This is a genomic window from Streptacidiphilus melanogenes (assembly GCF_000787835.1).
GTDB lineage: Bacteria > Actinomycetota > Actinomycetes > Streptomycetales > Streptomycetaceae > Streptacidiphilus > Streptacidiphilus melanogenes.
On record NZ_BBPP01000051.1, the window covers coordinates 18,903 to 36,969 of the forward strand.

11 protein-coding genes are annotated in these 18,067 nt (G+C 73.8%); 3 read left to right on the forward strand and 8 right to left on the reverse strand.

Features of this window, described 5'->3' with window-relative positions; genetic code table 11:
- From TR49_RS34410 to TR49_RS34425, 4 genes are all read right to left on the reverse strand, one after another.
- Positions 1 to 7,351: type I polyketide synthase (locus tag TR49_RS34410; RefSeq protein ID WP_236653654.1), on the reverse strand; the 7,351-nt coding region annotated here is incomplete at its 3' end.
- A 350-nt stretch (positions 7,352 to 7,701) separates the two neighbouring features.
- Entirely contained in the window at positions 7,702 to 9,318 is a 1,617-nt protein-coding gene (locus tag TR49_RS34415) for a PH domain-containing protein (protein WP_084725720.1), read from the reverse strand.
- A complete protein-coding gene (locus tag TR49_RS34420; RefSeq protein WP_236653655.1) occupies positions 9,315 to 9,815 on the reverse strand; it encodes a PH domain-containing protein in 501 nt (166 codons plus the stop codon). Before TR49_RS34420 ends, TR49_RS34415 begins: the two co-directional genes overlap by 4 nt.
- A 51-nt stretch (positions 9,816 to 9,866) precedes the next feature.
- Entirely contained in the window at positions 9,867 to 10,376 is a 510-nt protein-coding gene (locus TR49_RS34425; protein ID WP_052434897.1) for a hypothetical protein, read from the reverse strand.
- 192 nt (positions 10,377 to 10,568) lie between these two features.
- Here TR49_RS34425 and TR49_RS34430 point away from each other — a divergent pair, with 192 nt between their 5' ends.
- Both TR49_RS34430 and TR49_RS34435 read left to right on the forward strand, forming a co-directional pair.
- Complete coding sequence (locus TR49_RS34430; RefSeq protein WP_052434898.1) at positions 10,569 to 11,894, forward strand: sensor histidine kinase; 1,326 nt, start codon at positions 10,569 to 10,571, stop codon at positions 11,892 to 11,894.
- Entirely contained in the window at positions 11,891 to 12,562 is a 672-nt protein-coding gene (locus TR49_RS34435) for a response regulator (RefSeq protein WP_042389058.1), read from the forward strand. Before TR49_RS34430 ends, TR49_RS34435 begins: the two co-directional genes overlap by 4 nt.
- Positions 12,563 to 12,676: 114 nt before the next feature.
- Here TR49_RS34435 and TR49_RS34440 read toward each other — a convergent pair whose 3' ends face one another.
- From TR49_RS34440 to TR49_RS34455, 4 genes are all read right to left on the reverse strand, one after another.
- Positions 12,677 to 14,116, reverse strand: coding sequence for a class I adenylate-forming enzyme family protein (locus TR49_RS34440; protein ID WP_042389095.1), 1,440 nt, complete (start codon positions 14,114 to 14,116; stop codon positions 12,677 to 12,679).
- Between the two features lie 307 nt (positions 14,117 to 14,423).
- Positions 14,424 to 15,080, reverse strand: a complete 657-nt coding sequence (locus TR49_RS34445; RefSeq protein WP_042389061.1) for a 4'-phosphopantetheinyl transferase family protein — start codon at positions 15,078 to 15,080, stop codon at positions 14,424 to 14,426.
- Positions 15,077 to 15,940, reverse strand: coding sequence for a metallophosphoesterase family protein (locus TR49_RS34450; RefSeq protein ID WP_201776271.1), 864 nt, complete (start codon positions 15,938 to 15,940; stop codon positions 15,077 to 15,079). Before TR49_RS34450 ends, TR49_RS34445 begins: the two co-directional genes overlap by 4 nt.
- A 34-nt stretch (positions 15,941 to 15,974) precedes the next feature.
- A complete protein-coding gene (locus TR49_RS34455; RefSeq protein WP_042389067.1) occupies positions 15,975 to 16,898 on the reverse strand; it encodes a hypothetical protein in 924 nt (307 codons plus the stop codon).
- 255 nt (positions 16,899 to 17,153) lie between these two features.
- Here TR49_RS34455 and TR49_RS34460 point away from each other — a divergent pair, with 255 nt between their 5' ends.
- Entirely contained in the window at positions 17,154 to 17,957 is an 804-nt protein-coding gene (locus TR49_RS34460) for a carbon-nitrogen hydrolase family protein (protein WP_042389070.1), read from the forward strand.
- The last annotated feature ends 110 nt before the right edge of the window (positions 17,958 to 18,067 follow it).

Below are 18,067 nucleotides of genomic sequence, written 5' to 3' on the forward strand. Positions count from 1 at the left end.
GCGCCGTCTCGTCGATCCGCTCACCCTGGAAGACGACATCCTTCAGCGGACGGTCCAGCAGCCCGTCCAGCTCCGCGCACACCGCGTCGAACGCCGCCGCGAACACCGGGAACGCCTCATACAGCTCACGGCCCATCCCCGCCCGCTGGCTCCCCTGCCCCGTGAACAGGAAGGCCGTCCGGCCCGCCGTCCCGGCGGTGCCGAGCACCGCGTCGGCGGTCGGCTCGCCGGACGCCAGCGCGGCCAGCGCGCCGACGAACTCCGCGTGCTCACCGGCGACGAGAACCGCACGGTTCTCCAGCGTCGCCCGGCCGGTCGCCAGCGAGTAGGCCAGGTCGGCAGTGGTCGGCGCGGCGTCCGCGTCGAGCCGGGTGAGGTGGGTGAGCAGCGCCCGCGCCTGCTCGCGCAGGGCTTCCTCGCCACGGGCCGAGAGGATCCAGGGCTGGACGGCGGGCAGCGGCGCGGCAGGCGCCTCGACCGAGTCCTCCTCGACGACGGGCGGCTGCTCGATGATGGTGTGCGCGTTGGTGCCGCTGAACCCGAAGGACGACACACCGGCTCGGCGCGGCGCATCGGTCTGCGGCCAGGCGCGCTCCTCGGTCAGGAGCTCGACCGCTCCCGCCGTCCAGTCGACGTTCGCGGAGCGCTCGTCCGCGTGCAGGGTGCGGGGAAGCACGCCGTGGCGCATCGCCATGACCATCTTGATGATGCCGCCGACGCCCGCCGCGGCCTGGGTGTGGCCGATGTTGGTCTTCAGCGAGCCCAGCCAGAGCGGCTGGTCCTCGGCGCGGTCCTGGCCGTAGGTGGCCAGCAGGGCGTGCGCCTCGATCGGGTCGCCCAGGGGGGTGCCGGTGCCGTGGGCCTCGACCACGCTGACCTGGTCGGCCGTCAGCCCGGCGTCCTGGAGCGCCTGACGGATCACGCGCTGCTGGGACGGGCCGTTGGGGGCGGTGAGGCCGTTGCTCGCGCCGTCCTGGTTGATCGCCGAGCCGCGCACGATCGCCAGCACGGGGTGACCGTTGCGCTGCGCGTCGGACAGGCGCTCGACGAGCAGCATGCCCGCGCCCTCGGCCCAGCCGGTGCCGTCCGCACCGGCCGAGAACGCCTTGCAGCGCCCGTCGGAGGCCAGGCCGCGCTGGCGGCTGAAGTCGATGAACGCTTCGGGCGTCGCCATGACGGTCGCGCCACCGGCGAGTGCCATCGTGCACTCGCCCTGGCGCAGCGCCTGCACCGCGAGGTGCAGGGCGACCAGCGAGGAGGAGCAGGCCGTGTCGACGGTGACGGCGGGGCCTTCCAGGCCGAGCGTGTAGGCGACGCGACCGGAGGCGACACTGCCTGCGGTGCCGGTGCCGAGGTAGCCCTCGACCCCGTCCGGGAGCTCGCTGATCCTGGTGGCGTAGTCGTGGTACATCACACCGGCGAACACGCCCGTGCGGCTGCCCTTGAGCAGGGCCGGGTCGATCCCGGCGCGCTCGATCGCCTCCCAGGAGACCTCCAGCAGCAGCCGCTGCTGCGGGTCCATCGCGACGGCCTCGCGCGGCGAGATGCCGAAGAACTCCGGGTCGAACAGGCCCGCGTCGTGCAGGAAGCCGCCCTCGCAGGAGTACGAGGTGCCCGGGTGGTCGGGGTCCGGGTGGTAGAGGTTCTCCACGTCCCAGCCACGACCGGCCGGGAAGCCGGAGATCGCGTCGCCGCCGTCGACGACCAGCCGCCACAGGTCGTCCGGCGACTGGACGCCGCCCGGGTAGCGGCAGGCCATGCCGACGATCGCGATCGGGTCGTCGGCCACCTGCGCCGTCGCCGCTCCGGTGGTGGCGGCCACCGGGGTGGCGCCGACGATGCGGGTGCGCAGGTACGCGGCCAGCGCGGCCGGGGTCGGGTAGTCGAAGATCAGGGTGGGCGGCAGGCGCAGGCCCGTGGCCGAGTTGAGCGCGTTGCGCAGCTCCACGGAGGTCAGCGAGTCGAAGCCGAGGTCCTTGAAAGCACGACCGGCCTCGATCACCTCGGACGAGGCGTGGCCCAGGACGGCGGCCACCCGCACCCGCAGAACCTCCAGCAGCTCGCGGTCCAGCTCGGCCTCGGAAAGGCCGGCCAGTCGGCGCAGGAGCTCAGAGCCGCCGCCGGTGCCGGCCAGCGCGGCCCGGCGGACGGGCGTGCGGACCAGGCCGCGCAGCAGCACGGGCAGGGTGCCGGCGGCGGCGCGGGAGCGCAGCGCGCTCAGGTCGACGCGCATCGGGACCAGGGCGGCGTCGCCCAGGCCGACGGCGGTGTCGAGCAGGGCCAGGCCCTCGACGTCGGCGAGGCCGGGCATTCCGTCGCGCGCCAGCCGCTGGAGGTCGGCGGCGTCCAGGGCGCTCGCCATGCCACCCTCGGCCCACGGGCCCCAGGCGAGCGAGAGCGCGGGCAGGCCGAGCTCGGCCCGGTGGGCGGCCAGCGCGTCCAGGAAGGCGTTCGCAGCAGCGTAGTTGGCCTGGCCGGCGCCGCCGAGGACGGCGGCGTTCGACGAGTAGAGCACGAAGGCGGCGAGGTCCAGCCCGGCGGTCAGCTCGTGCAGGTTGAGCGCGGCGTCGACCTTGGGGCGCAGCACGGCGTCGAAGCGGTCGGGCGTGAGCGAGGGGACGACGCCGTCGTCCAGGACACCCGCAGTGTGGATGACAGCGGTGAGCGGACGGTCCAACGTGCCGAGCAGCTCGGCGAGCGCGGCACGGTCGGCCACGTCGCACGCCGCCAGCGTCACGGTGGCGCCCAGCTCGGCCAGTTCGTCGGCCAGGTCGGCCGCGCCGGGCGCGTCGGCGCCGCGCCGGCTGGTGAGCAGCAGGTGCCGCGCGCCGTGCTCCGCGACCAGGTGGCGAGCGGCGACCGCGCCCAGGGCGCCGGTGCCGCCGGTGATCAGGACGGTGCCGTCAGGGTCCAGTCGCCAGGCGGTGGCGTCCTGCGGTGCCGGTGCCTCGTCCACGGCGACACGGGTCAGGCGCGGCAGGTGGCAGGCACCCTGGCGTATCGCCAGCTCCGGTTCGCCGCTTGCCAGTGCGGCAGCCACCGATTCGGCGGGGACATCGGCCGCGTCCAGGTCGAGCAGCACGAACCGGTCCGGGTTCTCGGCCTGCGCGGAGCGCACCAGGCCCCACACCGCCGCTCCCGCCGGGTCGGCCAACGCCTCACCCGACAGCGGCGCCACCGCACCCCGCGTCACGACGACCAGCCGCGCGTCGGCGAACCGGTCCTCGGCCAGCCAGCCCTGCACCAGCCCCAGGGCCCGGTGGGAGACCTCCCGCACCGCGTCCGCCGACAGCCCACCGGTGGACGCACACGAAGCGAACACCACGTCCGGCACGACCTCGGCCGCCGCCAACTCCCCCAAGTCGGCGAAGCCCTCGACGGCGACACCGTCGAGCGCACCATCCAACGCGGCCCAACGGCCGTGCTCGACAGCGCCGGCCGTCATCGGCAGCGTCGTCCACTCCACCCGGAACAGCGACTCGTGGTGCGCGCCACGGACGGCGCCCAGCTGCTCGGCGGAGATCTCACGCAGCGCCAGGGAACGCACCGACATCACCGGTCGGCCGGTGCCGTCGGCGAGGTCGAGCGCGACCTCGCCTCCGCCCAGCGGGGTGATCCGCACCCGCAGGGTGGACGCACCTGTGGCGTGCAGGGTGACGCCGCTCCAGGAGAACGGCAGGCCGCCCCGGAGCGCGTCGTCGCCGGTGTCGGCGCCCAGCGCGTGCAGCGCGGCGTCGAGCAGCGCGGGGTGCAGGCCGAACCGGTCGGCGTCGTCCTCCGCCCCGGCGGGCAGGGCGATCTCGGCGAAGATCTCCGTGCCGCGCAGCCAGGTGGCCCGCAGGCCCTGGAAGGCGGGACCGTAGCCGAAGCCGGTCTCGGCCAGGTCGGTGTGGATCTGACGGACGTCGACCGGGCGGGCGTCGGCGGGCGGCCAGGCGGCGAGGTCGAACCCGGCCGCAGCGGCGCCTGCGGTGAGCACACCGGTGGCGTGGCGGCTCCACGGCTCGTCGGCCGGGGCGCCCTCGATCCGGGAGTGCAGGCTGAGCGAGCGGCTGCCGTTCTCGTCGGCGCCGCTCACCACGATCTGCAGCTGCACGCCGCCGTGCTCGGGCAGCAACAGCGGTGCCTCGAGCGTCAGTTCCTCGACCAGGTCGCAGCCGACCTGGTCGCCGGCCCGGATCGCCAGATCGACGAAGGCGGTGCCGGGCAGCAGCACGGTGCCCTGCACGGCGTGGTCGGCCAGCCAGGGGTGGGTGTCCAGGGCGAGCCGCCCGGTGAACAGGAAACCGTCGACGTCGGCGAGGGCCACCGCCGCGCCCAGCAGCGGGTGGTCGGCGGAGTCGAGGCCGATCGAGGCGACGTCGCCGAGCGCGCTGCCGCTCTCCAGCCAGTAGCGCTCACGCTGGAAGGCGTAGGTCGGCAGGTCCACCCGACGGGCGCCCTGGCCCGCGAAGACGCCGTCCCAGTCGAGGGCGTGGCCGCGGACGTGTGCTTCGGCCAGGGCGGTGGTGAAGGTGCGGACCTCGGGACGGCCGGCGCGCAGCACCGGCAGGAACGCGACGGGCTCGGTGACGCAGGCCTGGCCCATGGCCGACAGCACGCCGTCGGGGCCGAGCTCCACGACGGTGCTGACGCCCTCGCGCTCCAGCACGCGCATCGCGTCCGCGAAGCGCACGGCCTCGCGCACGTGCCGCACCCAGTACTCAGGGGTGCCGATCTCCTCGGCGGTCGCCAGCTCACCGGTGAGGGTGGAGACGATCGGGACGGTCGGCGCGGCGTAGCTCACCACCTGCGCGCAGCGCCGGAACTCGGCGAGCATGCCGTCCATGTGCGGGGAGTGGAAGGCGTGGCTGACCGTCAGCCGCTTGGTCTTGCGGCCCTCGGACTGCCAGTGGGCTGCGGCGGCGAGGACGGCGTCCTCGTCACCCGCGATCACCACGGCGTCGGGCCCGTTGACGGCCGCGACGGCGATCCGGCCCTCGCGGTCGGCGAGGTCGGCCAGCACCTCGGCCTCGGTGGCCTGCAGCGCCACCATGGCACCGCCGCCCGGCAGTTCCTGCATGAGCCGGCCGCGGGCGGCGACCAGCAACGCGGCGTCGGGCAGGGTGAGGACCCCGGCGACGTGGGCGGCGGCCAGCTCGCCGATCGAGTGCCCGGCCAGGAAGTCCGGGCGCAGGCCCCAGGACTCGGCGAGGCGGAAGAGCGCCACCTCGACGGCGAACAGCGCGGGCTGGGTGTAGGCAGTCCGGTGCAGCAGCCCGGCCTCGGCCGAGCCCTCGGCCGCGAACAGCACCTCGCGCAGCGGGCGCTCCAGCTGGAGGTCGAGGTGACCGCAGGCCTGGTCGAGGGCGCGGGCGAAGACCGGGAAGGTCTCGTACAGCTCCCGGCCCATGGCCAGGCGCTGGCTGCCCTGGCCGGTGAAGACGAACGCGGTGCGGCCGGTGTCCGGCGTGCCCTGGACCAGGCCGGGCCGACCGGTGCCCTCGGCCAGCGCGCGCAGCGCCTGCTGGAACTCCGCACGGCCGGCGGCGACCAGCGCCGCCCGGTGCTCGAAGCTCGCGCGGGTGGTGGCCAGCGAGTGGCCGAGGTCGGCCGGGCTCTGCCCGGGGTTCGCCACCAGGTGGGCGTGCAGCCGCTCGGCCTGCTCGCGCAGGGCCTCGGGGGTCTTGGCCGAGAGCACCCACGGCAGCGCCGCGGGCACGACGGAGACCGGCTCGGCGATGTCAGCCTGCTCGGTGGCCCGCGGGGCCTGCTCGATGACGGTGTGGGCGTTGGTGCCGCTCATGCCGAAGGACGAGACGCCCGCGCGGCGGGGGTGGCCGCTCTCGGGCCAGGGCATCGGCTCGGTGAGCAGCTCGACGGTGCCCGCGCTCCAGTCGACGTGCGCGCTGGGCGCGTCGACGTGCAGGGTGCGCGGCAGCACGCCGTGCTGCATCGCCATGACCATCTTGATGACGCCGCCGATGCCGGCGGCAGCCTGGGTGTGGCCGATGTTGGACTTCAGCGAGCCGAGCCGCAGCGGCCGGTCCTCGGGGCGGTCCTGGCCGTAGGTGGCGAGCAGGGCCTGGGCCTCGATCGGGTCGCCGAGGGTGGTGCCGGTGCCGTGCGCCTCGACGGCGTCGACCTCACCGGCCGTCAGACCGGCGTCGGCCAGGGCCTGGCGGATCACGCGCTGCTGGGACGGGCCGTTGGGGGCGGTGAGGCCGTTGCTGGCGCCGTCCTGGTTGATCGCCGAGCCGCGCACGATCGCCAGCACGGGGTGACCGTTGCGCTGCGCGTCGGACAGGCGCTCGACGAGCAGCATGCCCGCGCCCTCGCCCCAGGCGGTGCCGTCGGCGGCGTCGGCGAACGGCTTGCAGCGGCCGTCGGGGGCGAGGCCGCGCTGGCGGCTGAAGGCGATGAACGAGCCGGGGTTGGCCATCACGGCGACGCCGCCGGCCAGTGCCACGCTGCACTCGCCGCGGCGCAGCGACTGCACGGCCAGGTGCAGCGCGACCAGCGAGGAGGAGCAGGCGGTGTCGACGGTGACCGCCGGGCCCTGGAAGCCGAAGGTGTAGGAGAGCCGGCCCGAGGCGACGCTGCCTGCGGTGCCGGTGACCAGGTAGCCCTCCATGCCCTCGGCCGCCTCGTGCAGGCGCGGTCCGTAGTCCTGGGCCTCGGCGCCGATGAAGACGCCGGTGCGGGACTCGCGCAGGGTGCCGGGATCGATGCCGGCGCGCTCGAACGCCTCCCAGGCGGTCTCCAGCAGCAGCCGCTGCTGGGGGTCCATCGCCAGCGCCTCGCGCGGCGAGATGCCGAAGAAGCCCGGGTCGAAGGTGTCGGCGTCGTGCAGGAAGCCGCCGGCCTGCGCGTAGCTGGTGCCCGGGTGGTCCGGGTCCGGATCGTAGAGCCCGCCGAGGTCCCATCCGCGACCGGCCGGGAAGGCGGAGATCGCGTCGACGCCGTCGGCGACGAGCTGCCACAGCTGCTCGGGGCTGTTCGCGTCGCCGGGGAACCGGCAGGCCATGGCGACGATCGCGATGGGCTCGTCGTCGGCGGAGCCGAGCGGCTCGGGGAAGTCGCCCACGGCGGCCAGGCCCAGGATCTCGGCCCGCAGGTGGCGGGCGAGGGAGGCGGCGGTGGGGTGGTCGAAGACCAGGGTGACCGGCAGGCGCAGCCCGGTCGCGGCCTGCAGCCGGCTGTGCAGGTCGACGGCGGCCAGCGAGTCGAAGCCGAGCTCCAGGAACGGGCGGTCGGCCTCGACGGCGGCGGACGGACGGCCGCGCAGGGATTCGGTGGCGTGCTCCAGCACGAGGTTCAGCAGCAGGCGCTGCTGGTCGGCCTCGGCGTGGCCGGTCAGCCGCCGCCGCAAAGATGACAGCGCATCCGAATTTCCGGCGTCCGCACCGTCCGGCTCCGGAACAATTCCCTCGGACTGGTTCAACATCGCGCGCTCCACCACCCAGCAGACGGTATCCAAAACCGTTTGCCAGCCTGCCATTCGGCGGTGATCACCAGGTACCCCTACGTCCCCCTAGGCACCCCTACGCAATCCTGCGCGTACCCCTGGGTATATCCGGACGCCGCATGGAGGCAATTCCGCAGCGCCGGTCGCGTCATGACGCGAAAATACCTTCCCGCCGCCCGCAGGAAAGTCGGAATTCCAAAATGCATCGCCCCGGCGAACTCCGTCCGCCGGGGCTGCTCCGGTTCCCGGGGCGCTCAGCCCCTTTCGAGAAACGGGGTGAGCAGGTCGGGCACGGCCTGCTCGGCGAGCGAAAGCCCCTCGGCGAGCGTCACGTCGCGCACCCGGTAGGCGCCACGGCCTGCGGCGGTGGTGGCGGTGAGGGTGAGCAGGCCGCTGCGGCGCTGGAACACGGAACGGCTGACGGTCCAGCCGATCACTCCGGTGCGCTGCAGAGCCACCGTGCGGCGGGCAAAGGTGCCCGAGCGAGCCACCAGGTGGTCGCCGACCAGGGCGTGGCCCAGGGCCCGGTAGGCGTCGACGCCGAGCCACACGGCGCAGGGCAGCAGCACGGCCGCGACCACACCCGCAGCCACGAGGAACTGCGGCACCCAGATGCCGGGCAGCGCCACCACGGCCGTGACGAGCGCGACCACGGCCAGGCCCCGGTTGATCCGGCGACGCCGGGCCACCCCGGGGTGAGCGGTCAACCGGGCCGCCACCGGTGACGCCTGACGGACCGGGCTCAGCTCGTCGGCCACCCGCAGCGCTTCGGCGCGCGGTGCGGGCGGAACCAGGATGCCGCGGGTGCGGTTCTCCTCGACGTTGCCCAGACCGGTGGCGACCGCGTACAGCCGGGCGCCGCCGCCCCAGCGCAGCAGCAGCGACTCGACCAGTTCGAGGCCGCGCATCCGTCGCTCCTCGATGGAGACCGAGCGGTGCTTCCACAGGCCGCGCCGCAGCCGCAGGACACCGCCGTCCTCGCGCTCCAGGCGGTACCCGTACCAGCCCTCGACGTACTGGCCCACGGCCACGACCGTGCCGAGCGCGGCCACGAGCAGCAGCAGCGCCGGCACCGCGACCCAGAGCGGCACCGCGGTGAACGCGGCGACCAGCTGGTGCACGACGCCCAGCTTCAGGGGGTCGATCTGCATCTCGTGCAGGGTGTTGTAGCAGATGCCGAGAACGGCCAGGAGCCCGCCGACACCCCAGATCGTGAGCGGGGCGTAGCGCAGCCAGGTCCAGGAGAGTTCGGCGACGGGGGCCGGGACGGGCGGTTCGGCGGGGTCGACGGCCTCGTCCCGGTCGGCGGCGGTCGACCGGCGGACGAGGCGGGCGGCCCGGCCGTTGAGCAGCTCCTGCTGGAGTGCGTGCGCCTGAGGGAGGGTGAGGCCGTCCAGTGAGAGGCTGCGGGCCGCGGAGGCGCCGTGGACGGCGGCGCCCACGTTCACCGTGGCCAGGCCGAGCAGACGGTGCAGCGGACGCGCGGTGACGTCGGCGCTGCGGATGCGCTCCAGCGGGACCGAGCGACGGCTGCGGAAGAGCAGGCCCGAGCGCAGTTCCAGCCGGGCCTCGGTGATCCGGTAGCCGGTGGTGAGGACGCGGGTCAGGTTGATGCCGGCGACGATCAGGAAGGCCACGGTGAACGAGGCGATCGTGAGCAGCGCCTGCAGGTTGAGCCGGCCGCCGGTGCCGATGAGGGTGCCGACCCCGGAGACGACGGGGGCCACCAGCCAGGTCAGGTGCACCGGTATCAGGCGCATGCTGAGCCGGTGCCAGTCGGGCTCGGCGGCCGCGGGCGCGCCGTGCTCGACGCCGACCTTCTCCTCGCGGGTCACGTCGCCGTTCACGTCGCGGGTGGCATCCGGGGTCATGTCGCGTCCCCCGTGGTGGCCTGGGTGGCGTTGGTCAGGTGCTCGACGACCTCGGCGGCGCGGCCCCGGTCCAGGCCCCGGATGATCAGGGCGCCCGAGGCGGAGGCTGTGGTGACCTTGATGCCGCTGAGGCCGAAGAGCTGCTCCAGCGGGCCGCGCACGGTGTCCACGGTCTGGATCCGCGACAGCGGCGCCACCCGCCAGTGCTGCCACAGCCAGCCGGAGCTCGTGTAGACGGCGTGGTCGGTGGTCTCCCAGCGGTGCACCCGGTAGCGCCACAGCGGCATGACGGTCAGGTAGGCGAGCGCGAACAGCGCGACCACGAGGAAGACCGGGCCGAAGACGAACCGGGCCGGCGGGATGAGCAGATAGAGAACGCCGGTCACCAGGGCGGTGGGCACCGGGATCAGCGCGGCGCGCACCATCCACCAGGCGATGGCGCGGCGCTCCACCCGGTGGTGGGGCGGCCGCAGACGGGGTCCCTCGTGGTGGGGCACGGTGTCGATTCCTCTCGCTTTGCTTGGGCAGCCGGGTGACTGTCAGCGCTCCTACGCGACCGCGACGCGCAGCCGGCGGCGGCGGTTCATCACCACGACGGTCCGCGCCAGCACGGTGGCCAGCGCCATCAGCACGAGGGAGTTGGAGAAGACCTCGGGCCCGCTGATCCGGTACTTGACGGAGAAGGTGATGATCGCGGCGGTGTACCAGTGCTCGATCCCGTAGACGAAGAGCACCCGGGCGGCCGACATGGCGAGCCAGAAGAGCCCGTAGAGCACCCCGGCCCGAGTGTAGACCTGCCCGGACGCGTCCCTCTCGGCGGGCATCATCGCTCCGGCCGCCAGGCCGAGGATGGTGCCCAGGCCGATGCCGACCAGCTGCAGCGAGAGGTCGTTGCCGTCCAGCTGCGGCGAGTGGAAGAAGAGCACCATGACCACCGCGACCGCGATCAGCGGCCGGATCAGCCGCAGCGCGTTGACCTTCCGACGACCGAGGTCGCCGGCGAGGATCACCAGCAGCACCGTCCCGCTGACCACCAGCGTGATCATGAAGTCACTCATCGTCCGTACTCCAGAAGTCCCGTTCACCGTGCTTTTCCTGTCCTGAGATCCAGGCTAGGAACGGGCGGAAGGCCGCGGAACGACCGCCCGGTGGAACCGGCTGTCCACCGATCGACGTACACCGTGAGTACGTCTCCCCGACCGCATCCTGACGTGGTGTGCGGCGCGCCGGGCGTGGTAGGACTGGTCAGCGTGCACGCCAGCGTCGCCCCTGACCAGCCCGTCGACCAGCCCCCCGGCCCGCCCGTCGGCCGGCCGCCGACCGTGGAACCGGGCCTCGACCCGGCCGGGACGAGCCGCCACCGGACTCCGGTGCGGCGCTGGTTCGGACTCTGGGACGCCTACTTCGGACTCTCCTACCTGGTCACCACCGGGCTGCTGCTGACCTCGGGCGACGCGCCGGGGCGGGTGGCGGGGGCGGTGGCCGCGCTGACCCTGGCCGTCCCGTGGTACGCGGGATTCGGGCGGCCACTGCTGCTGAACGGCGGCGGCAGACCCGTGCGCGCGCGGTGGTTCGCCGCCGGGCTGGGCGCCCTCTTCGGCGCCGCGACCCTGCTCGACGTGGCTTCGTCGTTCGCGCTGTTCGCGATCTGTCCGATGCTGCTGATGAGCCTGCCCTCGGGGCCGGGTATCGCGGTGGTGCTGCTGGCCAACCTGGTTCCGCCGATCCTGCTCTGGGTCACCAGCGGCGAGTTCGGCCAGGCCGTGCTGGGCGTCCTGCCGCTCACCCTGCTCGGCATCGCGCTCGCCGTCCTGGTCGGCCTGTGGATCACCCGGGTCGCCGAGCAGAGCCGCGAACGCGCCCAGTTGATCGAGGAGCTGGAGCTGAGCCGGGTCCAGGTGGCCCGGCTCTCCCGGCAGGCCGGCATCGCCGCCGAGCGGGAGCGGCTGGCCCGGGAGATCCACGACACCGTGGCCCAGGGGCTGACCAGCCTGATCGCGCTGATCGAGACGGTCGACTCGGAGCTCGCGGACGACCCCGAACTGGCCCGCCGGCACCTGGCCCTGGCCGCCCGGGTGGCCGCCGACAACCTGACCGAGACCCGCGGCTTCGTCGCCGCGCTGACCCCGGTGCCGCTGCGCGGGAACTCGCTCGGCGAGGCGGTCCGCCGCCAGGGCGAGGCGCTGGCGGCGGAGACCGACCTGACGGTGGACCACACCGCCGAGGGCACCGAGTTCCCGCTGCCGACCGCGGTGAGCGTGGTGCTGCTGCGCGCCGCGCAGGAGGCGCTGGCCAACGTCCGCAAGCACGCCCGCGCCCAGCGGGTCTCCCTGCGCGTCGAGTTCAGCGACGCGGCGGTGCGGCTGCGGGTCGAGGACGACGGCTGCGGCCTGGCCGAGCCGTCTCCCGGTCCGGACGGGGAGCCGTCGGGGTACGGGTTGCGCGGCATGCGGGGCCGGGTCGGCGAGGTCGGCGGGACGGTCGAGGTGACCGGCGCGCCGGGCCGCGGCACGGTGGTGGAGGTCGTCGTCCCGCTGGTCGCGGCGACGGCGAGGAACGTGGAGGAGTCCCGATGAGCGCCGAGCAGCCGACGCCCGCCCAGGAACCGGTCGCGCAGCAGCCGATCACGGTCCTGATCGTCGACGACCACCCGGTCGTGCGCGAGGGCCTGTGCGCGATGCTGGAGGCCGCTCCGGGCCTCCGGGTGGCGGGGACGGCCGGCAGCGGCGAGGAGGCGGTGGTGCGTGCGGCGGCGCTCGATCCCGACGTGATCCTGATGGACCTGCGGATGGGCGAGACGGACGGCGCCACCGCGACCGCCCGGATCCTGCGGCATTCGCGCCGCCCCAAGGTGGTGGTGCTCACCACCTACGAGGACGACGCCGACATCCTGCGCGCCGTCGAATCCGGCGCGGCCGGGTACCTGCTCAAGGGCACCTCACGGGCGGAGCTGATCGACGCGGTCCGGGCGGCCGCCCGCGGGGAGACGGTGCTCTCGCCCGCCGTGGCCGGCCGCCTGTTCCGGGCCCGCTCCCAGGAGCAGCAGCAGACGCCCCTGTCGGGGCGCGAGTGCGAGGTGCTGCGCCTGGTCGGCCGTGGGTTGACCAACGCCGACATCGGCCGCGAACTGCACATCGGCGAGGCGACGGTGAAGACCCACCTGCTGCGGGTGTTCAAGAAGCTCTCGGTCTCCGACCGGACGGCCGCGGTACTCGCCGCGATCGAACGCGGCCTGCTGGACTGACCTGGACCGAGCCGAACCGAGCCGGACCGTCCTGGCCGGATGGTCCCGAACCCGCGCGGCCCGGTCCGAGGGTGCTCGGACCGGGCCGCCTGCGGCGTTCTGCCCGACGCCTCGTCAGGCGGCGTCCTCGCGGTCTCCCGAGCCGGCCACGGCGGCCTCGGCGAGTTCGGTCATCCTGCGCTTGTCCGGCTTGCCGTTGCGGTTCAGCGGGAACTGGTCCACCACGATCACCCGGTTGGGCTGCTCGTAGGTGGGCAGCAGACCGGCCAGGACCTCCCGCCAGTGCGCGGACTCGCGCTGTTGCTCGTCCTCCACGAAGAAGACGAGGCTGCTGCCGCGGCGCTCGTCGGGCAGCGGGACGACCCGGGTCGAGCAGCCGCCGGCGGCCGCCTTGCGCTCGACGATCTCGGGGTAGAGCGTGTAGCCGTTGCGGTGCACGGCGAACTTGCGGCCCAGCACGAACAGGTTGCCGGCCGCGTCGACGTGGCCGAGGTCGCCGGTGCGGAAGACGCTCTGGTCCACCGGGTCGATCCCGCCGTCCTGGGTGAGGTAGCCGACCATCACGTCCGGCGTCTCGATGAGCAGCTCGCCCACCTCCCCGGCCGGCACCTCGCGGTCCTCGTCGTCGACCACGCGCACCCGCAGCCCGTCCATGACCTGCCCGCACGCCACGGCGTTGTCGGCGGTCGCGAAGGCCACGTTGCCCGCCTCGGTGCTGCCGTAGCTGTCCAGCAGCGGCAGGCCGAAGCGCTCGACGTAGCTGTCCACCAGCGACCGGTCCAGCGGCGCGGCGCCGCTGCAGAACATCCGGACCGAGTCGAGCGCGCCGCCCAGGGCCGGCTTCTGCCGGATGATGCCGAGCATGCTGCGGTAGGTGGCCGGGGTCGCGTCCAGGACGGTCGCGCCGGAGTGCCCGGCCATCCGCAGGGCGCGGTCGGGGCGCTTGTAGGGGGCGATGACCAGGGAGCCCTGGACGATCCAGGCGATCAGGACCATCGACAGGCCGTACTGGTGCGAAAAGGGCAGCAGCGGCAGCAGCACGTCGTCCGAGCAGTGGCCCATGTGGCGGGCGTTGCGCTCGAGGTTGCGCAGCATCCGGCCGCCGTTCTTGACGATGCCCTTGGGCTCGCCGGTGGACCCGGAGGACCACATGATCAGCGCGTCGTCCAGGTCGGACCAGGCGCCGAAGTCCAGTCGGCGGTCCGTCACCTCCAGGTCGGGGGCGGCGGCCAGCAGCTCGTAGAGGTGCACCGGGTCGGCCTCGTCGGGCGCCGGGGCGTCGTCGTCGACCAGGACCAGCTTGGTACCGGCCCGGCGGATGATGGAGGCGGTCGCGTCCCGCTTCTCCTGCTGGTCCACCAGCACCACGGAGGCGCCGAGGTGCATCAGGGCGAACAGGACGGACACGTAGCTGATCGAGTTGCCGGCCTTGAGCAGCACCCGGTCACCGAGCCCGACCCCCCGCTCACGCAGGACCTGGGCGATACGGAGGGTGTCCTGCTCGAACTCGGCGAGTGTCACTACGGAGGTTTCCGCGAGGATCTTGGCCGGCATCGGCTCCACTCATCCTTCTCGTACTCGACGGCCACCGCCGGCGCCTCACACCCGGAAGTCCGGGGAGCGCTCGGAGGGGTTCGGGGCGGGCTGAGCCCGTACGTACCGGAGAGTATCCAGGCCCCGTCGGGGGACAGAACCCCTATCCGACCCCACCCGCCCCGACCCGTGTGCCGTCGTGATACATCGTCAACTTCGCATCCCAAGACGGAATCAGGCGCGCACGGCCGATCTCCGGGCAGGCCGCAACGGCCCGGGCGGCCGCACCGCTGGGCCGCCGGCTCCGGGCGCGCCGGCGTCGGGCCGATCAGCCGTGCGGCACCGTGATCGCGGTCGCCACCAGGCCGTCCGCGGCGATCCAGCGGCCTTCGAAGCCCGCCAGCCGGCGGCCCCCGGCGAAGGGGCCGGGGACCAGCAGCCTGGCGGCGAAGGTGCCGTCCGGGTCGATGGTCAAGGTGGCCTCGGTGAAGTCCAGCATCTTCCTCGCCAGCGGGAACCACGCCTTGTAGACGCTCTCCTTCGCGCTGAACAGCAGCCGGTCGGCGGGCACGGCCGGATCCGCGCGCCGCAGGGCGGCCAGCATCGGCAGCTCCTCGGGCAGTGCGACGGCCTCCAGAACGCCTTCCGGGAGGGGCTCGTCGACCTCGGCGTCGATGCCGAGGGTCAGCACCGCATCGGCCGGGGCCAGGGCGGCGGCGCGGTAGCCCGCGCAGTGGGTCATGCTGCCCACCACACCTGCGGGCCACACGGGTTCGCCTCTCGGGCCGGGCACCAGCGGGACCGGCGCGAGGCCCAGCGAGGCCAGCGCGCGCCGGGCGCAGGCCCGGACCGCGCGGAACTCCTGCTGCCGGCGCGGGACCGAGTGGGCGATGTGCTCGACCTCGGCGGGGAACAGCTCGACGGGCTCGTCCTCGACACGGCTCTCGTCGACCGTGACGGCGTCGGGGAGGATCTTCTCGATCAACGCTTCGCCGCCTCGGGGAGGATCTGACGCAGTCCGCTCGGCACGACGTCGCCCCGGCGCCGCCATTCGCGCGGGTAGCCCACCGAGACCTCCTCGAAGCGGACGCCGTCGTAGCGGGTGGTCCGCGGGATGTGCAGGTGGCCGTAGACCACCGCCGCCACATTGAAGCGGGTGTGCCAGTCGGCGGTGGCGGTGGTGCCGCACCACTGCGCGAACTCGGGGTAGTACAGGACGTCGGTGGGCTGACGCACCAGCGGGTAGTGGTTGGCCAGCACGGTGGGCACCGCCGGGTCGAGCGCGGCCAGCCGCTCCTCGGTGGCGGCCACCCGGGCGCGGCACCAGGCCTCGCGGCTCGGGTACGGGTCGGGGTGCAGCAGGTACTCGTCGGCGCAGACCACTCCCGTGTCGTGCGCGCGCGCCAGCGCCTGCTCCTTGGTGGCGGTGCCCGGCGGCCGGAAGGTGTAGTCGTAGCCGACGAACAGCGGGGCGATGCGCACCGGGCCGTCGGGGCCGGGCCACACGGGGTACGGGTCCTCGGGGCTGTGCACGCCCAGGCGGCGGCAGACCTCCACCAGGTGCCGGTAGCGCTCGACGCCGCGCAGCTGGACGGGGTCGGAGGGGTGGGTCCACAGCTCGTGGTTGCCCGGCGCCCACACCACCTCGGCGAACCGCTCCCTGAGCAGGCCGAGGGTCCACTCGACGTCGGCGACCAGCTCGCCGATGTCACCGGCGACGATCAGCCAGTCCGCGGGCGTCCTCGGCCGCAGCCCGCGGACGATGTCGCGGTTCTCCTCGTAGCTGATGTGCAGGTCGCTGGTGGCGAGCAGGGCTCCGGCCGGTGCGCTGGTGCTGTCGGTCAAGGGGTCGTGCCTTTCGGTCGAACGGTCCGCCACCTCAACTCCTGGGCCGCAGTGCGGACTCCGGTGCGACGGTCGTGGTCGTGAAGTTCTCGACGGTGCACTTGAGCCGGCGCAGCAGGCGGTCCCGGCCGACGACGCTGATGCGCCGCACGCCCTCGGCCGCCAGGGTGTCCACGACCCCGGGCCAGCGCATCGGGCGGGTGATGCCGCCGAGGATCCACGCGCGGGCCTGCTCGGCGGAGGTGACCAGCGAGCCGTCCTGGTCGGAGACGATCGGCAGCCGCGGGTCGCACAGCCGGTAGCCGTTCAGCACCTCGCGGTCGACCCGCTCGCGCAGCTCGCCGAAGATGCCCGCGTGGGCCGGCGGGCGCATAGTGTAGAGCGAGTAGCCGCCCGTCTCGGTGATCCGCCGCTTGAAGCCGGTCAGCGCCCCTTCGCTGAGCGAGACCATGAACATGTCCCGGTCCAGGTAGGAGGAGATCTCGTACCACTCGCCTGCGTCGGCCAGCTCAGCCAGCAGGGTGTCCAGGGTCTCGGCGGTGACCTTGACGAAGGAGTGGGTGACGATGTCGGTGTGCCGCTCGGCGAAGTAGTCGCGTTCGCACCGGGCGGTCTCGGCGACCAGGCGCACGGCCTCCTCGAAGGGCAGCACGCCCGCGTGGGCGGCGGCGGCCATCTTGCCGAAGCTGACCCCGGCGCAGTGGGTCTCGCCGGACAGCCCGGCCCACTCGACCAGGGCGAGCGAGGCCACGAACGAGGTGACCTGGGCGACTTCCGCGTAGTCGTCCTCGCTGGCGCGCAGCTCGTCGAAGACGCGATAGCCGAGCACCTCGTCGGCGACTGCGAACAGCTTCCTGGCGGTCGCGTCGACCACCATGAACCGGCCGAAGTCGGCGAATCGCGAGGGGCCCATGGCGGGGAAGACGACAGCGTCGCCGCCCGGCTCACCGATCGTCATGTCAACCCGTTCTGTCGGTCGTCGGCGTCCGTTCGAGCCTATCCGCGCCGCCGTCGGCCGCCACCCCTGTCCACTCCCCTACCGACCCCTGAGCAGGCCGTCCGGCGTGACTGGACGGTCCCGCAACTGGCGGGCGCTAGGGGGACGTTAGGGGTTGCCCGGGGTCGGGCGTGATCCATAGCTTCGGAAGGGTAAGTGCGACGCTCCGGATGACTCCGCAGCTCGTGGTTCCACCGGATCCCGAGGAAGCCCGCGATGAGAATTGCTTGCTGGCAGGCCGCGTGCGACTCGCCGACCGTGCCGCGGCTGCTCGCGCGCTTGCGGGAGGCGGCCCGCCAGGCCGCCGAGGCCGGGGCGCAACTGCTGGTCGCCCCGGAGATGACGGTGGGCGGTTACCCGCTGCGGCCGGCCGCACTGGCCGAGGCGGCGGAGCCCCTGGACGGGCCGCACGGCGCCGAGGTGGCCCGGATCGCCCGGGAGCACGGCATCGCCGTGGCCTACGGCTGGCCGGAGGACGACGGGTCGGCGGTCTACAACGCGGTCCGGCTGGTCTCCGCCGAGGGCGGGACGCTGGCCTCCTACCGCAAGGCGCACCTGTTCGGCGAGGTGGACCGGTCCCGGTTCACGCCGGGCGACCAGGGTGTGGTGCGGGTGCGCCTGGGCGACCTGACGGTGGGTCTGCTGGTCTGCTACGACGTCGAGTTCCCGGAGTCGGTGCGGGCGCACGCCCTGTCGGGCACCCAGCTGCTCGTGGTGCCGACCGCGTTGATGCGCCCCTGGGACGTGGTGGCCCGCACGCTGGTACCCGCCCGTGCCTTCGAGAGCCAGCTCTACGTCGCCTACACCAACTGGATCGGCGAGCGGGGCGGCCTGGACTTCTGCGGGCTGACCACGGTGGCGGCCCCGGACGGCACCCGGCTGACGCTGGAGGAGCCCGTCGAGGGCCTGCTGCTGGCCGAGATCGACCCGGCCGTGGTGGCGCAGGCGCGCGCCGACACTCCTTACCTCCATGACCGGCGTCCCGAGCTCTACCAGGATCTGCCCGGCCCCCTGGGCTGATCCTCACGAGCCGGGCCCCGAAAGGTGTCCCCAGATGTCCCTGAGTGCCAGTGAGCACCGCGCCGGCGGCTATCCGGCGGCGCTCGACGCCCGCGTCGTGCGCGAGGCGC

Coding starts and splice junctions, on each gene's coding strand:
- TR49_RS34415 (WP_084725720.1), bottom strand. CDS start 9,318: ATGACCCCGGATGCCACCCGCGACGTGAACGGCGACGTGACCCGCGAG.
- TR49_RS34425 (WP_052434897.1), bottom strand. CDS start 10,376: ATGAGTGACTTCATGATCACGCTGGTGGTCAGCGGGACGGTGCTGCTG.
- TR49_RS34435 (WP_042389058.1), top strand. CDS start 11,891: ATGAGCGCCGAGCAGCCGACGCCCGCCCAGGAACCGGTCGCGCAGCAG.
- TR49_RS34440 (WP_042389095.1), bottom strand. CDS start 14,116: ATGCCGGCCAAGATCCTCGCGGAAACCTCCGTAGTGACACTCGCCGAG.
- TR49_RS34455 (WP_042389067.1), bottom strand. CDS start 16,898: ATGACGATCGGTGAGCCGGGCGGCGACGCTGTCGTCTTCCCCGCCATG.
- TR49_RS34460 (WP_042389070.1), top strand. CDS start 17,154: ATGAGAATTGCTTGCTGGCAGGCCGCGTGCGACTCGCCGACCGTGCCG.